This is a genomic window from Pseudomonas sp. FW305-E2, assembly GCF_058782925.1.
This window is the reverse complement of sequence record NZ_JBYSYE010000067.1, coordinates 1-19,015: the sequence shown is the minus strand read 5'-3', so window position 1 is coordinate 19,015 and position 19,015 is coordinate 1. Positions and strand designations below refer to the sequence as shown.

Below are 19,015 nucleotides of genomic sequence, written 5' to 3'. Positions count from 1 at the left end.
GGCGGGTACTGTTCGGGGGTGTTGACGCAGGACCGCAGGGCGTATCAGTGGAGCGGACTGGCCGTGGAGCGCCGGGTGCGGGTAGCAGGCGTGACGGCAGGGCTGGGTAAGCGTGACCCGAGTATAGCTATCGGGTCACGGTCCACACCAGTACCTTGCTGGCGCAATTGTCCTCTGTTTCGAGGATTTCCAGGCGATAGCGGCCTATCTTCAGGCAAACAGCGCTTTCCGGGATGCTTTCCAGCGCTTCGGTGACCAGCCCGTTGAGGGTTTTCGGCCCGCCGTCGCAGGGCAGGTGCCAGCTCAGGGTGCGGTTGATTTCGCGTAACGAAGCGGTGCCATCGATGACGAAGGTGCCATCGGGTTGCGGATGCACATGTGGGTTTTCCAGGCTTTGCTCGTCCTCGAACTCGCCGACGATCTCTTCGAGAATGTCTTCCAGGGTGACGATACCCAGTACTTCGCCGTACTCGTCCACCACCACGCCCAAGCGGCGTTGCTGCTTGTGGAAGTTCAACAACTGCATTTGCAGGGGCGTGCTTTCCGGTACGAAATAGGGTTCGTAGCAGGCGCTGTGCAGCGCTTCCAGGGTCAGCTCGGCCTTGGGCAGCAGGTGGCTGATCAGCTTGGTGTTGAGGATCGCTTCGACCTGGTTGATGTCGTTGTGGTAGACCGGCAGGCGGGTGTGGCGGCTGACGATCAACTGCTCGATGATGCGTTCGATCGGCTCGTCCAGGTTGATGCCATCCACTTCGTTGCGCGGCACCAGGATGTCGTTGACGGTGATCTTGTCCAACGACTGCAAGCCGTCGAGCAGGCCAAGGCGAGGCGCTTCGTGCGGTTCATCCTCATCGAAGTCGTCGGCATCCTGCGTGTGCAGGGCCACAGCGGTGGGCTGTGCGCGGAACGGGCGCAGCATGAGCTTGGCGGCGCCGTCCAGCAGGCAGGCCAGTGGCTGCAGCAGTGCGAGAGGCACTTTCAGCAGGCTGGCGCCAAGGCTCACAAACGCCTGCGGGTTACGCCGGGCCAGGCGCCGCGGCAGGTATTCGGCAAACACCAGTAAGGCGAGGGTCGCCGCCAGGCCTGCCAGCCAGAAGCCGTGCTCGCCGCTCTGGCGCTGGCCCATCAGGCAGGCCAGCCCCAGCACCAGTAGCTTGCCCAGGCTGGCGCACAGCACCAAGGCCTGGGCCGGCAGCACGGGATGGCCATCTTCGCCGGCGCGCAGTGCGCCATTGAGCTGCAGGCGGGCAGCATCCACGGCGGTGAACAGTGCTGACCACAAAAGGGCCAGTGCCAGAGTGCCGAATAGCGGTGCGTACGGCAGGGTGTCCATGGGCGGCCGTCAGATATGCAAGATGAATTCGCGAACCAGCTTGCTGCCGAAATAGGCCAGCATCAGCAGGCAGAAACCGGCCAGCGTCCAGCGGATGGCCATGTGGCCCCGCCAACCCAGGCGGGTGCGTCCCCACAGCAGCACGCTGAACACCACCCAGGCGACACAGGCCAGCAAGGTCTTGTGCGCCAGGTGCTGGGCAAACAGGTTGTCGAGGAACAGCCAGCCGGAGATCAGCGACAGCGACAGCAGGCACCAACCGGCCCAGAGGAAGCCGAACAGTAGGCTTTCCATGGTCTGCAGTGGCGGGAAGTTGCGGATCAGCCCGGACGGGTGCTTGTTCTTCAGCTGGCGGTCCTGCAGCAGCAACAGCAGCGACTGGAACACCGCGATGGTGAACAGCCCGTAGGCCAGGATCGACAACAGGATATGCGCAAGGATGCCTGGTTCCTCATTGATCAGCGGCACCGTACCGGGGGGCGCGAACTGCGCCAGCAGTGCCGTTACCGCGCCCAGCGGGAACAGCAGCACCAGCAGGTTTTCTACCGGTATGCGCAGGCAGGCCAGCAATGTCAGGGTAATGACTGCCACGGCGATTAGGCTGGCGGCGCTGAAGAAGTCCAGGCTCAGCCCCAGCGGGGTGATCAGCTGGAAGAACAGTGCGCCGGCCTGGGCCAGCACCGCGAAGGCACCCAGCAGGCCAAGCAGGCGCTTGTCGGCCTTGCGGCCCTGGGCCAGGTGAGAGCCCTGGTAGATGGCCGCTGCTATATATAGGCCGGCGGCGATCAGGTTGGGAATGAGGCTGGGAGAGGAGACCATAAGTCCTGGTTGGCGAGCCTTTAAAGAGACGGAGTTTGGCATAGATTCTGCCGCTCTAGGAAGACTGAAGGGTTGTGTCAGGGCATTCGCGGGCACGCCCGCCCCCACCGGTACGGCCCAGGCCTGCAAGCCGTGAAGATCCTGCGGGAGCGGGCGCCCCCGCGAAGAGGCCAGCACAGCCACCGAATATCTACCAAGGTGTGCGTCGCCGCTGCACTTCGCTATAATCGCCGCCTTGCTGTGCCCGGCGGGTGTGTATTTCCCCCCTGGCACCTGACAAACCTCGGCTTTACTGGGCCTGAAAGGATCACCATGTTCGAAAACCTGACCGACCGCCTGTCACAGACGCTGCGCCATGTCACCGGCAAGGCCAAGCTGACCGAAGACAACATCAAGGACACGCTGCGCGAAGTGCGCATGGCGCTGCTCGAGGCCGACGTTGCCCTGCCGGTCGTCAAGGATTTCGTCAACAGCGTCAAGGATCGTGCGGTCGGGACCGAGGTGTCGCGCAGCCTGACCCCGGGCCAGGCTTTCGTGAAGATCGTCCAGGCCGAGCTGGAAAGCCTGATGGGCGCGGCCAACGAAGACCTCGCCCTGAACGCCGCCCCGCCTGCTGTCGTGCTGATGGCGGGCCTGCAGGGCGCCGGTAAGACCACCACTGCCGGCAAGCTGGCGCGCTTTCTTAAAGAGCGCAAGAAAAAGAGCGTGATGGTGGTGTCTGCCGACGTCTATCGTCCGGCGGCGATCAAGCAGTTGGAAACACTGGCCAACGATATCGGCGTCACCTTCTTCCCGTCCGATATCAGCCAGAAGCCGGTGGCCATCGCCGAAGCCGCCATCCGTGAAGCCAAGCTGAAGTTCATCGACGTGGTCATCGTCGACACCGCGGGCCGTCTGCACATCGACGCCGACATGATGGACGAGATCAAGGCGCTGCACGCTGCCGTCAAACCGATCGAGACGCTGTTCGTGGTCGACGCCATGACCGGCCAGGACGCTGCCAACACCGCCAAGGCCTTTGGCGAGGCGCTGCCGCTGACCGGTGTGGTGCTGACCAAGGTCGACGGTGACGCCCGTGGCGGTGCTGCGCTGTCGGTACGTGCAATCACCGGCAAACCGATCAAGTTCATCGGTATGGGTGAGAAGACCGAGGCCCTCGAGCCGTTCCACCCCGACCGCGTCGCTTCGCGCATCCTCGGCATGGGCGACGTGCTCAGTCTGATCGAGCAGGCTGAGCAGACCATCGACAAGGCCAAGGCCGACAAGCTGGCCAAAAAGCTGAAGAAGGGCAAGGGCTTCGACCTCGAAGACTTCCGTGACCAGCTGCAGCAAATGAAGAACATGGGCGGCCTCGGCGGCCTGATGGACAAGCTGCCAAGCATCGGCGGGGTCAACCTGTCACAAATGGGCAACGCCCAGGGCGCGGCCGAAAAGCAGTTCAAGCAGATGGAAGCGATCATCAACTCCATGACCCCGGCCGAGCGCCGCGACCCTGACCTGATCAGCGGTTCGCGCAAGCGCCGTATTGCGTTGGGGTCCGGTACCCAGGTGCAGGACATCGGCCGGCTGATCAAGCAGCACAAGCAGATGCAGAAGATGATGAAGAAGTTTTCTGCCAAAGGCGGCATGGCCAAGATGATGCGCGGCCTCGGTGGGATGCTGCCAGGTGGCGGCATGCCAAAGCTGTAACCCCTGATTCGGGAGCCTGCCTTTTGTCGGGCAGGCGCCCAGAACCCCCGCTGTAGCGGGGCAACAGCCGCGAATTTCGCGGCGCAACCGGCAAATCTGGACGGCAGGGCGAGGCCTTGCCGAAAAAGTCATTTGCAAATGTCCGTGTATTCCCCGAGAATATGCGGCCTTTTGGGCACCCGTGTGCCTATTTGGCATTCAGATTTGCAGTACCAGCTGCTGTATCAACTGCAGCACCGACTATAGGAACGATGTTCACATGGTAACCATTCGTCTGGCCCGTGGCGGCTCGAAAAAGCGCCCATTCTACCACCTGACCGTGACCAACTCGCGTAACGCCCGTGACGGCCGTTTCGTTGAGCGCGTAGGTTTCTTCAACCCAATCGCTGCTGGCGCCGAAGTTAAGCTGTCGGTCAACCAAGAGCGCGTCACCTACTGGCTGAGCCAGGGTGCACAGCCGTCTGAGCGTGTTGCTCAGCTGCTGAAGGAAGCTGCCAAGGCCGCTGCCTGAATAGTATGAACGCGACGCCAGAAAAGGCTGACGACCTCATCGTCGTTGGCAAGATTTTTTCGGTTCACGGCGTTCGCGGCGAGGTGAAGGTGTATTCCTTTACCGATCCGATTGAAAACCTGTTGGATTATCCACGCTGGACGCTTCGGCACGAAGGCAAGGTAAAGCAGGTCGAGCTGGTCAGCGGTCGTGGCTCCCAAAAGGGCCTGGTCGTGAAGCTGAAAGGTCTCGACGATCGCGATGAAGCCCGTCTTCTGAGCGGTTACGAAATCTGCATCCCGCGGAGCCTTTTGCCCAACCTGGCTGCCGACGAGTACTACTGGTACCAGTTGGTAGGTCTGAAGGTTATCAACCAGGACGAACAACTGTTCGGCAAGGTCGATCACCTGTTGGAGACCGGTGCGAACGATGTAATGGTGGTCAAGCCCTGCGCAGGCAGCCTGGATGATCGCGAGCGTCTGTTGCCCTATACGGAGCAATGTGTGCTGGCAATCGACCTCGAAGCAGGCGTGATGCGGGTCGAATGGGACGCGGACTTCTAAACGATGGGTAACCTTCGCGTAGACGTCATCACGTTGTTCCCCGAGATGTTCTCGGCCATCACGGAGTACGGCATTACCAGCCGCGCGGTGAAACAAGGGTTGCTTCAGGTGACTTGCTGGAACCCGCGGGACTACACCACAGATCGTCACCACACGGTAGATGATCGGCCGTTTGGCGGTGGTCCGGGCATGGTGATGAAAATCAAGCCTCTGGAAGACGCCTTGGTTAGCGCCAGGCAGGCGACCGGAGCAGCGGCGAAGGTGATCTACCTTTCGCCACAAGGCCGCAAGCTGACTCAGCAGGCGGTCAAAGGCCTGGCCGAACAGGAATCATTGATCCTGATCGCCGGTCGTTATGAAGGCATCGACGAGCGCTTTATCGAGGCTCATGTCGATGAGGAGTGGTCGATTGGCGACTATGTGCTTTCCGGTGGCGAGCTGCCGGCCATGGTACTGATCGATGCGGTTACGCGACTGCTGCCCGGAGCTTTAGGGCATGTGGACTCGGCGGAAGAAGATTCCTTCACCGACGGTCTGCTCGATTGCCCGCACTACACCCGGCCTGAGGTGTATGCGGATCAGCGTGTTCCCGACGTGTTGCTAAGTGGCAACCATGCACATATCCGGCGTTGGAGGATGAAGCAGTCCCTTGGTAGGACCTTCGAACGACGCGCCGATCTTCTGGAAAGTCGCTCGCTTTCTGGAGAAGAGAAGAAGCTGCTCGAGGAATATCTCCGCGAGCGGGACGATAGTTAAACGTATCGATGGTGGATCGCGTATCCATCTTAGGAGCACAGCATGACCAACAAGATCATCCAGCAGCTCGAAGCCGAGCAGATGAGCAAGGAAATCCCGACCTTCGCACCAGGCGACACCGTTGTCGTTCAGGTTAAAGTGAAGGAAGGTGAGCGTTCCCGTCTGCAGGCGTTCGAAGGCGTCGTTATCGCCAAGCGTAACCGCGGTCTGAACAGCGCCTTCACCGTGCGCAAGATCTCCAGCGGCGTTGGCGTAGAGCGTACCTTCCAGACCTACAGCCCGCAAATCGACAGCCTGGCCGTGAAACGTCGTGGTGACGTGCGTAAAGCCAAGCTGTACTACCTGCGCGACCTGTCCGGCAAAGCCGCTCGCATCAAGGAAAAACTGTCCTGAGTGCAGTTTGCCCGGTGGCCGAGGCCGCCTAGCGAGAAAAAAGCAGCCTTCGGGCTGCTTTTTTGCGTTTTGAAACCCCAAGAATGTGATTGCCATGACGACCCGAGACCAGGAAATCCAGCGCCGCACCGAACTGTCGGTTACCCGCGTGACCAAGGCGGTGTTCCCCAATACCACCAACCACCACAACACCCTGTTCGGCGGCACCGCCCTGGCCTGGATGGACGAAGTGTCGTTCATCGCTGCCACGCGTTTCTGCCGCCTGCCGCTGGTGACCGTGTCTACCGACCGTATCGATTTCAAGCACCCGATTCCGGCGGGCTCGATCGTCGAGCTGGTGGGTACGGTGATCAAGGTCGGCAATACCAGCTTGCAGGTGCAGGTGGATGTGTTTGTCGAGAACATGTACCTGGATGGCCGTGATCGGGCAATCCATGGGGTGTTCAGCTTCGTCGCCATTGACGAGGACAAGCGCCCGGTGCCCGTGCTACCAGGCACCTGAGCATTACGGTTGCGCTGCTGGCTCGATCAATGCCACCAAGGTCCAGCCCGGTTGTGGCTGCAACGGGTTATCAGGGCTGGCTACATGGACCCAGCCATGGCCATCGCGCGCGAACAGCAAGTGTGCCCGTTCGCCATGCAGTGCCTGGTAGGCATCCCAGCCAAAGCCTTCGGTCAGGTTGGTGCTATACAGCTCGGCGCCTTGATGCAGACGGTTGGCCAGTTGCAGGTAGGTCATCGGCTTAGCCCCCAATAGATGCCCACGGTGTTCTTCGGCCGCCCGATGCTTGTCGCTACGTTGTTTCTCCAGGCCACTGGCTAGCACGAACAGCCGGCTGTGGCCGAAATCATGACGGAACCTGGCGCAGGCCAGGGCATTGATTTCGCCGGCGGGAGAGAGGCCCAGCAAGTGCCCGAGGCCGACCAGGTCCAGATGGGCGTCGGCATGCTGCGAGGCCGGGTTGCCAAAGTAGGTCGTGAGCCCGTCCATGCGTGCGGCGCGGATGTTTTCCCAACTGGAGTCCGTCAGCAAAACCCGGCAGCCCAATTGTTGAAGGGCTTTGGCGATAGCCCGGGCCGGTTCGTTGGCACCGACGATGAGAAACCCGCTGGGTGCCGGTTCGGCGACCTTGAGCAAGCGTGCCAGCGGCCTGGCCGTGGCGCTTTGCAGTACCACCGTGCCAATGATTACCGCGAAGGTCAACGGTACCAGCAGCAAGGCATCCTGGTGGCCGGCTTGGTGCAGACGGATGGCAAAAATAGCGGAAACGGCCGCAGCAACGATGCCGCGTGGCGCAATCCAGGCCAGCAGCGCGCGCTCCCGCCAGTTGAGTGTCGAGCCCAGTGTGGCCAGCCAAACATTGAGCGGACGTGCCAGCAGCTGGATCACCAGCAACAATGCCAGCACAGCAGGGCCAAGGCCCAGCAGGGCATGCAGGTCAAGGCGTGCAGCCAGCAGGATGAACAGGCCGGAGATCAGCAGCACACTGAGGTTTTCCTTGAAGTGCAGGATTTGGCGCACATCAACCCCGCGCATGTTGGCCAGCCACATGCCCATCACGGTCACCGCCAGCAGCCCGGACTCGTGCACGATCTGGTTGGCGGCGATGAAAATGCCCAGTACCGCCGCCAAAGACGCGAGATTGTGCAGATATTCTGGTAGCCACTGTTCGCGCATGATTTGCCCCAGTACCCAGCCCCCTGCCGCGCCCAGGGCGGTACCGCAGAAGATCACACCGGCAAAAGTGATAAGGCTCTGGCTCAGGCCGTTACCCTCGGCGCTGGCGATGATGAAGCTGTATACCACCACGGCGAGCAGTGCGCCGATGGGGTCGATCATGATCCCTTCCCAGCGCAGGATGTTCGCGATCGCAGACTTTGGCCGCACCACGCGCAGCATCGGCACGATCACCGTGGGGCCGGTCACCAGCGTCAGGGTGCCGAAAAGAATCGCCAGCGGCCAGTCGAACCCGAGCAGCCAGTGGGTTGCCAGTGCAATCACCAGCCAGGTGACAAGTGCACCCACCGTGACCAGGCGATGCACCACGCTGCCGATCTCGCGCCACTGCGACAGGTGCAGGGTCAGGCTGCCTTCGAACAGGATCAGCGCCACCGCCAGCGACACCAGCGGCATCAGCAATGGACCGAACAGCGCCTCGGGGTCGAGCCATCCCAGCGCCGGGCCGGCAAGGATCCCGGCCAACAACAGAAACAGAATCGCCGGCAGCTTCAGGCGCCAGGCCAGCCACTGGCAGGCGAGCGCTGCTGCGCCGATGCCGCCCACACTCAGAAGGATCTGCTGTTCGCTCATGCGGGCTCCCTATGCCGACGTTGTTATGAAAGACTAAGCGCCATTTCGTCGTTTGCCACCGAGATTTCATGCCCGCCCTCGACCACCCCCTGATCGACCAGTTCCTTGACGCCCTATGGCTGGAAAAAGGCCTGTCCGACAACACCCGCGTGTCCTACCGCAGCGACCTGGCCCTGTTCAATGGCTGGCTGCAGGAGCATTCGGTATCGCTGCCGGACGCCGGCCGCGACCTGATCCTCGATCACCTGGCCTGGCGCCTGGATCAGGGCTACAAGCCACGTTCCACGGCGCGTTTCCTCTCCGGCCTGCGCGGCTTTTTCCGTTACCTGCTGCGGGAAAAGCTGGTGGCCATCGACCCGACCCTGCAGGTCGACATGCCGCAATTGGGCAAGCCGCTACCCAAGTCGCTGTCCGAAGCCGACGTCGAAGCCCTGTTGCAGGCTCCGGACCTGGGCGAAGCCATTGGCCAACGCGACCGTGCCATGCTCGAAGTGCTCTACGCGTGCGGCCTTCGGGTTACCGAACTGGTCAGCCTGACCCTCGACCAGGTCAACCTGCGCCAGGGTGTGCTGCGGGTGATGGGCAAGGGCAGCAAGGAGCGCCTGGTGCCCATGGGTGAAGAGGCGGTGGTGTGGTTGGAGCGCTACCAGCGCGATGGTCGCGCCGAACTGCTCAATGGCCGACCCAGCGACGTGCTGTTCCCCAGTCAGCGCGGCGAGCAGATGACGCGCCAGACCTTCTGGCACCGTATCAAACACCACGCACGGGTTGCCGGCATCGACAAGCCGCTGTCGCCGCACACCCTGCGGCATGCCTTCGCCACCCACCTGCTCAACCACGGTGCCGACTTGCGGGTGGTGCAGATGCTGCTGGGCCACAGTGACCTGTCGACCACGCAGATCTATACCCACGTCGCCAAGGCCCGCCTGCAGCAGTTGCACGCCCAGCACCACCCGCGTGGATGAATGTTTTTCATGTTCCGCCGACCGGTCCTTGCGACCCCCTTCACTGGCAGCGTGATGTGGTAGGCTTGAGCGGTTTGCACCAAGGGCCGCACGGTCACCGCGTTTTTTCCGCAGGTGGCGCCCTCCGGCCCCTGTCCGCCTTCAGGAGTTCCCATGCGCGTGACCCAGTTTTTCGCCGCCGCCGCGTTGGCGCTGGCCAGTACCTTTGCCGTTGCCGCGGCAACCGATAGCAACGCCGGTGCCGAGCAGGCCATCCGTAAATCGTTGCAGAACCTCGAGTTGGAAGTGCCCGTGGAAAGCGTGGCCAGCAGCCCGCTCAACGGCCTGTATGAAGTCAAGCTGCAGGGCGGCCGCGTGCTGTACGCCAGCGCTGACGGCCAATTCGTGATGCAGGGCTACCTGTTCCAGATCCAGGACGGCAAGCCGGTCAACCTCACCGAAAAAACCGAACGCCAAGGTATCGCCAAGCTCATCAACGGCATTCCAGCCGCCGAGATGGTGGTTTATCCTGCCAAAGGCGAGACCAAGTCGCACATCACCGTGTTCACCGACACTACCTGCCCGTACTGCCACAAACTGCACGCCGAAGTGCCTGAGTTGAACCGTCGCGGTATCGAAGTGCGCTATGTCGCCTTCCCGCGTCAGGGCCTCGGTTCGGCGGGTGACCAGCAGTTGCAGGCGGTGTGGTGCTCCAGCGACCGCCGTGGGGCGATGGACAAAATGGTCGAAGGTGAAGAAATCAAGGCCGCCAAGTGCACCAACCCGGTCAGCAAGCAGTTCCAGCTGGGTCAGTCGATCGGTGTCAACGGCACGCCGGCCATTGTTCTTGAAAGCGGCCAGGTCATTCCGGGCTACCAGCCGGCACCGCAGGTCGCCAAGCTGGCACTTGCCAAGTAATCCAGTTCAGTACGCCGTCGTCATGGGGTGACGGCAAGTTTCACGGTCGGCAAACGTGTCGGCCGTTCAATGGGGAGTTCACAGTGAAACCGGTCAAAGTAGGCATCTGTGGGTTGGGGACCGTCGGTGGCGGAACCTTCAATGTACTTCAGCGCAACGCCGAGGAGATTGCCCGCCGTGCCGGGCGCGGTATTGAAGTGGCACAGATCGCCATGCGCTCGCAGAACCCGAACTGCCAGATTACCGGTACCCCCATTACCGCTGACGTGTTCGAAGTTGCAAGCAACCCGGAGATCGACATTGTCATCGAGCTGATCGGTGGCTATACCATCGCCCGCGACCTGGTGCTGAAGGCCATCGAAAACGGCAAGCACGTGGTCACTGCCAACAAGGCGCTGATTGCCGTGCACGGCAACGAAATCTTCGCCAAAGCTCGCGAGAAGGGCGTGATTGTCGCTTTCGAGGCGGCCGTAGCCGGTGGCATCCCGGTGATCAAGGCCATCCGCGAAGGCCTGTCGGCCAACCGCATCAACTGGCTGGCTGGCATCATCAACGGCACTGGCAACTTCATCCTCACCGAAATGCGTGAGAAGGGCCGTGCCTTCCCGGACGTGCTGGCCGAAGCTCAAGCGCTGGGCTACGCCGAAGCCGACCCGACCTTTGACGTAGAAGGCATTGACGCTGCGCACAAGCTGACGATCCTGGCGTCCATCGCGTTCGGTATCCCGCTGCAGTTCGACAAGGCCTACACCGAAGGTATCACCCAGCTGACAACGGCAGACGTGAACTACGCCGAGGCGTTGGGCTACCGCATCAAGCACCTGGGCGTGGCGCGTCGCACCGCCGAAGGTATCGAGCTGCGCGTGCACCCGACGCTGATCCCGGCCGACCGTCTGATCGCCAACGTCAACGGCGTGATGAACGCTGTCATGGTCAACGGTGATGCTGCCGGCTCCACCCTGTACTACGGTGCCGGCGCGGGTATGGAGCCTACCGCTTCGTCAGTGGTCGGCGACCTGGTCGACGTGGTCCGTGCCATGACCTCCGACCCGGAAAACCGTGTGCCGCACCTGGCCTTCCAGCCAGACTCGCTGTCGGCCCACCCGATCCTGCCGATCGAAGCCTGCGAAAGCGCTTACTACCTGCGCATCCAGGCCAAGGATCACCCGGGCGTACTGGCCCAGGTCGCCAGCATCCTCTCGGAGCGCGGTATCAACATCGAGTCGATCATGCAGAAGGAAGCCGAGGAACAGGACGGCCTGGTGCCAATGATCCTGGTGACCCATGGCGTGGTCGAGCAGCGTATCAATGACGCCATCGTCGCCCTGGAAGCCCTGCAGGACGTGGTCGGCAAGGTTGTGCGCATTCGCGTCGAGCAGCTCAACTAACAAATATTGCCGATGGGCCGCCCGCGCGGCCCCGGCCCCAGCATCGAAGGTTTGCACCCATGCGCTATATCAGTACCCGCGGCCAGGCACCGGCCCTGAATTTCGAAGACGTGCTGCTGGCTGGCCTGGCCAGCGACGGCGGCCTCTACGTGCCGGAAAACCTGCCACGCTTCACCCAGGAAGAAATCGCCTCGTGGGCCGGCTTGCCCTACCACGAGCTGGCCTTCCGCGTGATGCGTCCGTTCGTCGAGGGCAGCATCGCCGACGCCGATTTCAAGAAGATCCTCGAAGAAACCTACGGCGAGTTCGCCCACGCTGCGGTCGCCCCGTTGCGTCAGCTGAACAGCAACGAGTGGGTGCTGGAGCTGTTCCACGGCCCGACCCTGGCGTTCAAGGACTTTGCCCTGCAGTTGCTCGGTCGCCTGCTTGACCATGTGCTGGCCAAGCGCAACGAGCGCGTGGTCATCATCGGTGCCACCAGCGGTGATACCGGTTCCGCTGCAATCGAAGGCTGCCGCCGTTGCGACAACGTCGACATCTTCATCCTGCACCCGCACCAGCGTGTATCGGAAGTGCAGCGCCGCCAGATGACTACCATCTTTGGCGACAACATCCACAACATCGCCATCGAAGGCAACTTCGACGACTGCCAGGAAATGGTCAAGGCCAGTTTCGCCGACCAGTCGTTCCTCAAGGGCACCCGCCTGGTCGCCGTCAACTCGATCAACTGGGCGCGGATCATGGCCCAGATCGTCTACTACTTCCATGCAGCCCTGCAGCTGGGTGGCCCGGCGCGCTCGGTGGCGTTCTCGGTACCGACCGGCAACTTCGGCGACATCTTCGCCGGCTACCTGGCGCGCAACATGGGCCTGCCGGTCAGCCAATTGATCGTCGCCACCAACCGCAACGACATCCTGCACCGCTTCATGAGCGGCAACCAGTACGTCAAGGAAACCCTGCACGCGACCCTGTCGCCGTCGATGGACATCATGGTCTCGTCCAACTTCGAGCGCCTGCTGTTCGACCTGCATGGCCGCAACGGTGGTGCGATTGCCGAGCTGATGGCCAACTTCAAGCAAGGTGGCGGCTTCAGCGTCGAGCAAGACCGCTGGACCGAAGCCCGCAAACTGTTCGACTCGCTGGCTGTCAGCGACGAGCAAACCTGCGAGACCATCGCAGAAGTGTTCGCCGCCACCGGTGAAGTGCTCGACCCGCATACCGCAATCGGCGTGAAGGCTGCCCGCGAGTGCCGCCGCAGCCTGGACACGCCAATGGTGGTGCTGGGTACCGCGCACCCGGTCAAGTTCCCGGACGCGGTGGAGAAGGCCGGTGTGGGCAAGGCGCTGGAGCTACCCGCGCACCTCAGCGACCTGTTCAGCCGTGAAGAGCGTTGCACGGTCCTGGCCAATGACCTGAAGGCTGTACAGGGCTTTGTCAGCCAGCATGGCAACCGCGGCAAGCCGCTGTAATTGCATGGCGTTTGGGGCTGCAGCGCAGCCCCAACGTCTCAGCCTTTTCCCTCCGGTCTATCAGAAACATCCTATTCGGCCTGCCGAGCGCCAAGCATAAATTAGCCGGTCCTCCCATCAGGAGCGGCTCATGCACCAGCCCTATGTGTTGATTCACCAGGCTCGCCCATCCCACCAGATCCTCTTGCACCAGGCCCTCAATGGCCAAGGCGTCTTCAACGTGCGCATCAGCGAAAGCGTCGCTGACCTCGACGCCTGCCTCTGCGCTGAGCGTCGCCCTGACTTGCTGATCCTTGACCACGCCATGCCAGCCCGGGCCGGCCTTGCTTTGCTCGCCCAGCAGCGACGAGTGCGCGCATTGCTGTTCGTCGGCCGGCCTGCCCCAACGCGTCAAAACCTTGCCCAGGAGGCCAGAAAATGTGGCATGTGGGTGCTCGACGAGTTGCCCTGGCCGCTGTCGATGCCACGCCTGCAGCACGCCTTGCAAACACTGCAGGTGCGCCCAGGGTCGCGTATTCAAACTGTCATGCCAGCCCCGCATGCTCACTGAAGCGGGCGCGCTTGACGAACTTTCTGCGGCGCCTGCTGGTCAGTTACTTTAGGTCCCACCACGCAGCGAGTGATCCGGATGGAAAGAATCTGCAGCCTGCTCAACGAAGCCCTGACGCCCTATCAAACCCACCTCGGCATCGCCGATCCCAGTGGTAATCGTCAACTGACCGTTCACGACCCTCTCTCAGGTATTACCTTGCGGCGCACGGTCAGCGAGCGCCAATTGCAGGAGCAACGCCTGCTGATCGACCTTGTGGACGGCTTGCACCGAGACCTGCAGATAGCTGAGGGGCGGTTGCAGCCTTGTGTGATCGCGGCATTGCAGCATCGCCAACAACCGCAGGGAACCTTTGCCTGAGTGGCCTATCAGACAGTGTAGGGCAGCCAGCCAGTGCTTTGCTCCGGCGCCGGCAAGGCTGTCACGGGAAGTCCTCAAGGGCTTTCGCTTGGCCCCGGGCGTCTTCCCCAGCGCCTGGGGTTTCTTTTTCTGGGCAGGCACGTATCCCTCGGCTGCTCCTGCAACGACCGTGCAGACCGGCTAGGCTTATTTGTCCTCAAAGAAACGCCGGCTTTCCTCCAGATAGTCCTCCCGCAATGCCAGGTCCAGCCAGCGGGCATACAACCCTGGCAACACATCCCGGCGCAGGGTGGGCAGCAACTGGTCGATGTGGGCAACTGCCGCACGCCCCAATTCGCTGTCTGAACAGCCCACATGCAGAAACTGGTAGCGATCCACGCCCTGCACAGTATGAAACTGGTAGTCAGCCAGTGACCCGCCTTGTTGTTGGATCAGGTAGCGCACTTCAGGCCAGTAGCCGAGCACCAGGCGCAGGCGCCCCAACTGCTGCATCTGCAGCAGGTTGGCGGTGGCCTCGTTGCCGTAGTGGCGGCTGAGCGCGCTGTCGGGTAACTGGCGCAAGATGCTGTCAATCTGCGTGCCATAGCTGCGTTCCGCGACAATCCCCAGCTTTAGCGGCGCCTTGCTCAGCAGGCCATGCAGGTCTACCTGCTGGCCGTTGAGGTAGGGTGCCACCAGCGCCTGGTTTTCCTTGCGCAACACCAGGCCGCCGCTGAGCACGCCCAGCGATGGAACAGAAAAATGCACATATTTGGCCCGTTCCGGTGTCCACAGCAGGGTTGGGTCGCAGGTGAAGGTGTCACGGTCTTGCAGCATTTGGAGGCTGCGGGCGCGGTTGACCCGCACGATGCTGTGTTCGTACTCGGGCATCTGCCTTATCAGCAGCGGTAACAACTGGTCGATGACCCCCCGGCCTTCTTCCGGGCCATCAAAAATGGTGAACGGTGGCAGGTCGCGTACCAGCCAGAAGAGGTGCTCCTTGGCATGTGCGGGCTGCAACAGCAACGCAGGTAGCAGCCCGCAGAGCAGGACCAGGTGGCGTAGGCAGCGGGGCGCGCACATGGAACCGGTCAGCGCCAGGATCAGACCGTGCCCGCTGCGCGCAGGCTGGCGATGGCCGCTGCGTCGTAGCCCAGGCTGCCGAGCAGCGCCTCGGTATGCTCGCCCAAGGCCGGGCCGACCCATTCGCTAGAGCCGGGTGTTTCCGACAGCTTGGGCACGATGCCGGGCATGTGGAATGGCTTGCCATCCGGCAGCTTGGCCTGCAGGAACATCTCGCGTGCCAGGTACTGGGGGTCGTTGAACATGTCTTCGGCCGAATAGATACGGCTGGCCGGCACTTCGGCAGTGGTCAGCACCTGCATCAGTTGCTCCAGTGGCAGGCTGTTGGCCCAGCGGTCGATTACCCCGTACAGCTCGTCACGACGCAGGTCGCGGCCGTCGTTGCTGGCCAGGGTCGGGTCGTTGGCGAGGTCATCGCGACCGATGGCCTGCATAAAGCGCTTGAAGATCGCATCACCGTTGGCGCCGATCTGTACATGCTTGCCGTCGGCGCTTGTGTGGATGGAGGAGGGCGTGATGCCTGGCATGATGTTGCCGGTGCGTTCGCGGATGAAGCCGAACACATCGAATTCCGGGACCATGCTCTCCATCATGGCAAAGATCGCCTCGTACAGTGCCACGTCCACCACCTGCCCCTGGCCGCCATTGACTTCCCGGTGGCGCAGCGCCATCAGCGCGCCGATCACCCCCCACAGGGCGGCAATCGAGTCCCCGATGGAAATCCCGGTGCGCACTGGCGGGCGGTCATCGAAACCGGTGATGTAGCGCAGGCCGCCCATCGACTCGCCTACGGCACCGAAGCCTGGCTGGTCTTTCATCGGCCCGGTCTGGCCAAAGCCCGACAGGCGCACCATCACCAGGCGCGGGTTCAGCGCATGCAGCACATCCCACCCCAAACCAAGTTTTTCCAGCACGCCCGGGCGAAAGTTTTCGATCAGGATGTCGGCCTCGGCGAGCAGGCGTTTGAGGATATCGCGGCCCTCGGGGTGCTTGAGGTTGAGGGTGAGCGACTGCTTGTTGCGGGCCTGCACGAACCACCACAGCGAGGTGCCCTCGTACAGCTTGCGCCACTTGCGCAGCGGGTCGCCGCCATCGGGCGATTCGACCTTGACCACTTCGGCGCCGAATTCGGCACAGATACGCGAGGCGAACGGCCCGGCGATCAGGGTACCGAGTTCGACAACTTTAAGGCCGGCGAGGGGTTTGCTGGGCGTCGACATGGGGTGTCCGTGGCAGTTGGGCAGAGCCGTGGTTTTATCACACGTCGGTTACGCCGGGTACTGCTGCGGGGCATGGAAGGTGCGGATGGGGTAGACTGTGCCACTTTCTTTTGCACGAAGCCCGTCGACCATGGCCCAGCCGTCCACCACCTACAAGTTCGAATTGAATCTCACCGACCTTGATCGCAACGTCTACGAAAGCGTCAAACAGACTATCGCTCGGCACCCTTCGGAAACCGAAGAGCGCATGGCAGTTCGTTTGTTGGCGTACGCGCTCTGGTACAACGAGAACTTGTCGTTTGGCCGCGGCCTGTCGGATGTCGATGAGCCAGCGCTGTGGGAAAAGAGCCTGGACGATCGCGTGCTGCACTGGATTGAAGTTGGCCAGCCCGATGCCGATCGTCTGACCTGGTGCTCGCGTCGTACCGAACGCACCAGCTTGCTGGCTTACGGCAGCCTGCGAGTGTGGGAGGGTAAAGTGGTGAGCGCGGTCAAGAACCTGAAAAACCTGAGCATTGCCGCTGTGCCGCAAGAGGTGCTGGAAACCCTGGCGACCGACATGCCGCGTAGCATCAAGTGGGACGTGATGATCAGTGAAGGTACGGTATTCGTGACTGATGACCGTGGCCAGCATGAAGTACAACTGCAGTGGCTGCTCGGTGAGCGTGGTTGAAGCAACCCATGCGTATCGAACCTCGTCCGCTGCCGCCGACCCTGCCATTTCTGGGTAACCTGCCACCCTTGCTGACCCGCCTTTACGCCGCGCGCGGCGTGCAGAGCGAGGCCGAACTGGACAAGAGCCTGGCACGCCTGCTGCCGTACCAGCAGCTCAAGGGCATCGAGGCCGGTGTGGACCTGCTGGTCGAAGCGATCGACCAGCGCCAGCGCATCCTCATCGTCGGCGACTTCGATGCCGACGGTGCCACCGCCAGCACCGTCGGGGTGCTGGGCCTGCGCCTGCTGGGTGCGGCCCATGTCGATTACCTGGTGCCCAACCGCTTCGAGTATGGCTACGGCCTGACCCCGGAAATCGTCGAGGTGGCGCTGCAGCGCCAGCCGCAGTTGCTGATTACCGTGGACAACGGCATTTCCAGTGTCGACGGGGTGGCGGCCGCCAAGGCCGCCGGGCTCAAGGTGCTGGTCACCGACCACCACCTGCCGGGCGAGCAGTTGCCCGATGCCGATGCCATCATCAACCCCAACCAGCCGGGCTGCAGCTTTCCGAGCAAGTCACTGGCCGGGGTAGGGGTGATCTTCTATGTGTTGATGGCCCTGCGCGCTCGCTTGCGCAGCCTTGGGCGCTACGAGGCGCAGCCACAGCCGAACATTGGCGAGCTGCTCGATCTGGTGGCGCTGGGCAGTGTTGCTGACGTGGTGCCGCTGGATGCCAACAACCGCATCCTGGTGCACCAAGGCCTCGAGCGCATCCGCGCCGGCCGAGCCCGACCAGGGCTGAAGGCCATTCTCGAAGTGGCCCGCCGTGATCACCGGCGCATCACCTCGACCGACCTCGGTTTCATCCTCGGCCCGCGGTTGAACGCCGCAGGGCGGCTGGACGACATGAGCCTGGGTATCGAATGCCTGCTGTGCGAAGACGCGGCGTTGGCCCAGGACATGGCCCAGCAGCTGGACGACCTGAACCAGGACCGCAAATCCATCGAGCAGGGCATGCAGCGCGAGGCCCTGGCCCAGCTCAAGGACCTGCCGGTCGAGTCCATGCCCTACGGCTTGTGCCTGTTCGATGCCGATTGGCACCAAGGGGTGATCGGTATTCTGGCTTCGCGTCTGAAGGAACGTTACCACCGGCCGACCATTGCGTTCGCTGATGCTGGCGACGGCATGCTCAAAGGTTCGGCGCGCTCGGTGCCGGGGCTCCATATTCGCGATGCGCTGGATGCCGTGGCCGCGCGCCACCCGCACCTGATCAGCAAGTTCGGCGGCCACGCCATGGCTGCCGGTTTGTCGTTGCCAGAAGGCAACTTCCCGGCATTCGCCGAGGCCTTCGACGAAGAGGTGCGGCGTCAACTGCGCGAAGAAGACCTGACCGGCCGGCTGTTGTCCGACGGCAGCCTGGCGGTAGAGGAGTTCCACCTCGACCTGGCCAAGGCCCTGCGCCATGCCGGCCCATGGGGCCAACACTTCCCTGAGCCATTGTTCCATGGCGTGTTCCAGCTGGTGGAGCAGCGTGTGGTTGGCGAGCGGCACCTGAAGGTGGTGCTCAAGAGCGAGTGTGGCTCGGTACGGCTGGATGGCATTGCCTTCGGCGTCGATCGCGAAGTGTGGCCGAACCCGACCGTGCGTTGGGTCGAGTTGGCGTACAAACTGGATGTGAACGAGTTTCGCGGCAATGAAAGTGTGCAGTTGATGATTGCCCACATGGAGCCGCGCTGACGGTTTTGCGGGGCTTGCCTTGATTCTTGTGGTGTAGCGGAAATCCAGCGCCGCCCGCGCGGCGCATCGCGACGCAAGGCCGCTCCCACATTTGTTGCAACGTGGCCATGTCTGTGAGGCCATGGTTGTCAGCCTTGGCGCATGACTGAAGGCTGGGGGGGGCGATAACAGCGACAACGCACAGGCATCGTCAGACCGACAAGGCGCGCAACCATGGCCTTGCAGGATTGGCACGTTGCAACAAATGTGGGAGCCTTGCGTCGCGATGCGCCGCGCGGGCGGCGCTCGATCTCACCGGCGACATCACCTTAGAGCCTGACACCCGCACCCCACACCCCACCCAAAATCCCATGGAACCT

Annotated in this window: 19 protein-coding genes; 14 read left to right on the top strand and 5 right to left on the bottom strand. The window is 62.4% G+C overall.

The genetic code is table 11. From position 1 onward, the window contains the following. Window positions 1-127 precede the first annotated feature (127 nt). Together AC3WLP_RS26550 and AC3WLP_RS26545 are read right to left on the bottom strand one after the other, a co-directional pair. Window positions 128-1,333: a transporter associated domain-containing protein gene (locus tag AC3WLP_RS26550; protein ID WP_088513350.1), complete on the bottom strand. Its 1,206-nt coding sequence runs from the start codon at window positions 1,331-1,333 to the stop codon at window positions 128-130. A 9-nt stretch (window positions 1,334-1,342) separates the two neighbouring features. Beyond that, the gene (locus tag AC3WLP_RS26545; protein WP_003252138.1) at window positions 1,343-2,152 is read right to left on the bottom strand and encodes a cytochrome C assembly family protein; all 810 of its coding nucleotides are present in this window, start codon (window positions 2,150-2,152) and stop codon (window positions 1,343-1,345) included. A gap of 312 nt (window positions 2,153-2,464) precedes the next feature. Here AC3WLP_RS26545 and ffh point away from each other — a divergent pair, with 312 nt between their 5' ends. From ffh to AC3WLP_RS26515, 6 genes are all read left to right on the top strand, one after another. Then, window positions 2,465-3,841, top strand: a complete 1,377-nt coding sequence (gene ffh / locus AC3WLP_RS26540) for a signal recognition particle protein (protein ID WP_003252139.1) — start codon at window positions 2,465-2,467, stop codon at window positions 3,839-3,841. 259 nt (window positions 3,842-4,100) lie between these two features. Continuing rightward, on the top strand, window positions 4,101-4,352 hold the full coding sequence (gene rpsP / locus AC3WLP_RS26535; RefSeq protein ID WP_003252142.1) for a 30S ribosomal protein S16: 252 nt from the start codon (window positions 4,101-4,103) through the stop codon (window positions 4,350-4,352). A 5-nt stretch (window positions 4,353-4,357) separates the two neighbouring features. Next, window positions 4,358-4,894: a ribosome maturation factor RimM gene (gene rimM, locus AC3WLP_RS26530; RefSeq protein ID WP_003252144.1), complete on the top strand. Its 537-nt coding sequence runs from the start codon at window positions 4,358-4,360 to the stop codon at window positions 4,892-4,894. 3 nt (window positions 4,895-4,897) lie between these two features. Further along, window positions 4,898-5,650: a tRNA (guanosine(37)-N1)-methyltransferase TrmD gene (gene trmD / locus AC3WLP_RS26525; RefSeq protein ID WP_003252146.1), complete on the top strand. Its 753-nt coding sequence runs from the start codon at window positions 4,898-4,900 to the stop codon at window positions 5,648-5,650. A 42-nt stretch (window positions 5,651-5,692) separates the two neighbouring features. Continuing rightward, window positions 5,693-6,043, top strand: a complete 351-nt coding sequence (rplS, locus tag AC3WLP_RS26520; protein WP_003252148.1) for a 50S ribosomal protein L19 — start codon at window positions 5,693-5,695, stop codon at window positions 6,041-6,043. Window positions 6,044-6,137: 94 nt separating this feature from the next. After that, window positions 6,138-6,545, top strand: coding sequence for an acyl-CoA thioesterase (locus tag AC3WLP_RS26515; protein ID WP_003252150.1), 408 nt, complete (start codon window positions 6,138-6,140; stop codon window positions 6,543-6,545). Between the two features lie 3 nt (window positions 6,546-6,548). Here the strand turns inward: AC3WLP_RS26515 and AC3WLP_RS26510 are convergent, their stop codons facing one another. Beyond that, window positions 6,549-8,354, bottom strand: a complete 1,806-nt coding sequence (locus AC3WLP_RS26510) for a cation:proton antiporter (RefSeq protein WP_088513351.1) — start codon at window positions 8,352-8,354, stop codon at window positions 6,549-6,551. Window positions 8,355-8,422: 68 nt separating this feature from the next. Here AC3WLP_RS26510 and xerD point away from each other — a divergent pair, with 68 nt between their 5' ends. The 6 genes from xerD (at window position 8,423) to AC3WLP_RS26480 (ending at window position 13,983) form a co-directional block, all read left to right on the top strand. Beyond that, window positions 8,423-9,319 carry a site-specific tyrosine recombinase XerD gene (gene xerD / locus AC3WLP_RS26505; RefSeq protein WP_003252154.1) on the top strand — a complete coding sequence of 299 codons (897 nt, stop codon included), beginning with the start codon at window positions 8,423-8,425 and terminating at the stop codon, window positions 9,317-9,319. 153 nt (window positions 9,320-9,472) lie between these two features. Continuing rightward, a complete protein-coding gene (locus tag AC3WLP_RS26500) occupies window positions 9,473-10,216 on the top strand; it encodes a thioredoxin fold domain-containing protein (RefSeq protein ID WP_003252155.1) in 744 nt (247 codons plus the stop codon). 83 nt (window positions 10,217-10,299) lie between these two features. Beyond that, on the top strand, window positions 10,300-11,604 hold the full coding sequence (locus AC3WLP_RS26495; RefSeq protein ID WP_003252157.1) for a homoserine dehydrogenase: 1,305 nt from the start codon (window positions 10,300-10,302) through the stop codon (window positions 11,602-11,604). Between the two features lie 59 nt (window positions 11,605-11,663). Further along, window positions 11,664-13,073, top strand: a complete 1,410-nt coding sequence (gene thrC / locus AC3WLP_RS26490) for a threonine synthase (protein WP_003252159.1) — start codon at window positions 11,664-11,666, stop codon at window positions 13,071-13,073. Between the two features lie 130 nt (window positions 13,074-13,203). Further along, complete coding sequence (locus AC3WLP_RS26485) at window positions 13,204-13,623, top strand: response regulator (protein ID WP_088513352.1); 420 nt, start codon at window positions 13,204-13,206, stop codon at window positions 13,621-13,623. Between the two features lie 78 nt (window positions 13,624-13,701). Then, entirely contained in the window at window positions 13,702-13,983 is a 282-nt protein-coding gene (locus tag AC3WLP_RS26480; RefSeq protein WP_003252163.1) for a DUF3509 domain-containing protein, read from the top strand. 186 nt (window positions 13,984-14,169) lie between these two features. Here the strand turns inward: AC3WLP_RS26480 and AC3WLP_RS26475 are convergent, their stop codons facing one another. Then, entirely contained in the window at window positions 14,170-15,045 is an 876-nt protein-coding gene (locus AC3WLP_RS26475; protein ID WP_088513353.1) for a TIGR02285 family protein, read from the bottom strand. Window positions 15,046-15,065: 20 nt separating this feature from the next. Beyond that, window positions 15,066-16,265, bottom strand: coding sequence for a CaiB/BaiF CoA transferase family protein (locus tag AC3WLP_RS26470; RefSeq protein WP_010952569.1), 1,200 nt, complete (start codon window positions 16,263-16,265; stop codon window positions 15,066-15,068). A gap of 130 nt (window positions 16,266-16,395) precedes the next feature. Here AC3WLP_RS26470 and AC3WLP_RS26465 point away from each other — a divergent pair, with 130 nt between their 5' ends. Continuing rightward, window positions 16,396-16,938 (top strand): YaeQ family protein, encoded by a 543-nt coding sequence (locus AC3WLP_RS26465; protein WP_003252169.1) that lies wholly within the window; start codon window positions 16,396-16,398, stop codon window positions 16,936-16,938. 8 nt (window positions 16,939-16,946) lie between these two features. Further along, window positions 16,947-18,656 carry a single-stranded-DNA-specific exonuclease RecJ gene (gene recJ / locus AC3WLP_RS26460; protein WP_088513354.1) on the top strand — a complete coding sequence of 570 codons (1,710 nt, stop codon included), beginning with the start codon at window positions 16,947-16,949 and terminating at the stop codon, window positions 18,654-18,656. Window positions 18,657-19,015 lie beyond the last annotated feature (359 nt).

What these genes read in the sequence shown, in the direction of transcription:
- xerD (WP_003252154.1), top strand. Translation starts at nt 8,423, where the DNA reads ATGCCCGCCCTCGACCACCCCCTGATCGACCAGTTCCTTGACGCCCTA.
- rplS (WP_003252148.1), top strand. Translation starts at nt 5,693, where the DNA reads ATGACCAACAAGATCATCCAGCAGCTCGAAGCCGAGCAGATGAGCAAG.
- AC3WLP_RS26475 (WP_088513353.1), bottom strand. Translation starts at nt 15,045, where the DNA reads ATGTGCGCGCCCCGCTGCCTACGCCACCTGGTCCTGCTCTGCGGGCTG.
- AC3WLP_RS26500 (WP_003252155.1), top strand. Translation starts at nt 9,473, where the DNA reads ATGCGCGTGACCCAGTTTTTCGCCGCCGCCGCGTTGGCGCTGGCCAGT.
- AC3WLP_RS26550 (WP_088513350.1), bottom strand. Translation starts at nt 1,333, where the DNA reads ATGGACACCCTGCCGTACGCACCGCTATTCGGCACTCTGGCACTGGCC.
- thrC (WP_003252159.1), top strand. Translation starts at nt 11,664, where the DNA reads ATGCGCTATATCAGTACCCGCGGCCAGGCACCGGCCCTGAATTTCGAA.
- rpsP (WP_003252142.1), top strand. Translation starts at nt 4,101, where the DNA reads ATGGTAACCATTCGTCTGGCCCGTGGCGGCTCGAAAAAGCGCCCATTC.
- AC3WLP_RS26465 (WP_003252169.1), top strand. Translation starts at nt 16,396, where the DNA reads ATGGCCCAGCCGTCCACCACCTACAAGTTCGAATTGAATCTCACCGAC.
- rimM (WP_003252144.1), top strand. Translation starts at nt 4,358, where the DNA reads ATGAACGCGACGCCAGAAAAGGCTGACGACCTCATCGTCGTTGGCAAG.
- ffh (WP_003252139.1), top strand. Translation starts at nt 2,465, where the DNA reads ATGTTCGAAAACCTGACCGACCGCCTGTCACAGACGCTGCGCCATGTC.
- AC3WLP_RS26515 (WP_003252150.1), top strand. Translation starts at nt 6,138, where the DNA reads ATGACGACCCGAGACCAGGAAATCCAGCGCCGCACCGAACTGTCGGTT.
- recJ (WP_088513354.1), top strand. Translation starts at nt 16,947, where the DNA reads ATGCGTATCGAACCTCGTCCGCTGCCGCCGACCCTGCCATTTCTGGGT.
- AC3WLP_RS26485 (WP_088513352.1), top strand. Translation starts at nt 13,204, where the DNA reads ATGCACCAGCCCTATGTGTTGATTCACCAGGCTCGCCCATCCCACCAG.
- AC3WLP_RS26470 (WP_010952569.1), bottom strand. Translation starts at nt 16,265, where the DNA reads ATGTCGACGCCCAGCAAACCCCTCGCCGGCCTTAAAGTTGTCGAACTC.
- AC3WLP_RS26545 (WP_003252138.1), bottom strand. Translation starts at nt 2,152, where the DNA reads ATGGTCTCCTCTCCCAGCCTCATTCCCAACCTGATCGCCGCCGGCCTA.
- trmD (WP_003252146.1), top strand. Translation starts at nt 4,898, where the DNA reads ATGGGTAACCTTCGCGTAGACGTCATCACGTTGTTCCCCGAGATGTTC.
- AC3WLP_RS26510 (WP_088513351.1), bottom strand. Translation starts at nt 8,354, where the DNA reads ATGAGCGAACAGCAGATCCTTCTGAGTGTGGGCGGCATCGGCGCAGCA.
- AC3WLP_RS26480 (WP_003252163.1), top strand. Translation starts at nt 13,702, where the DNA reads ATGGAAAGAATCTGCAGCCTGCTCAACGAAGCCCTGACGCCCTATCAA.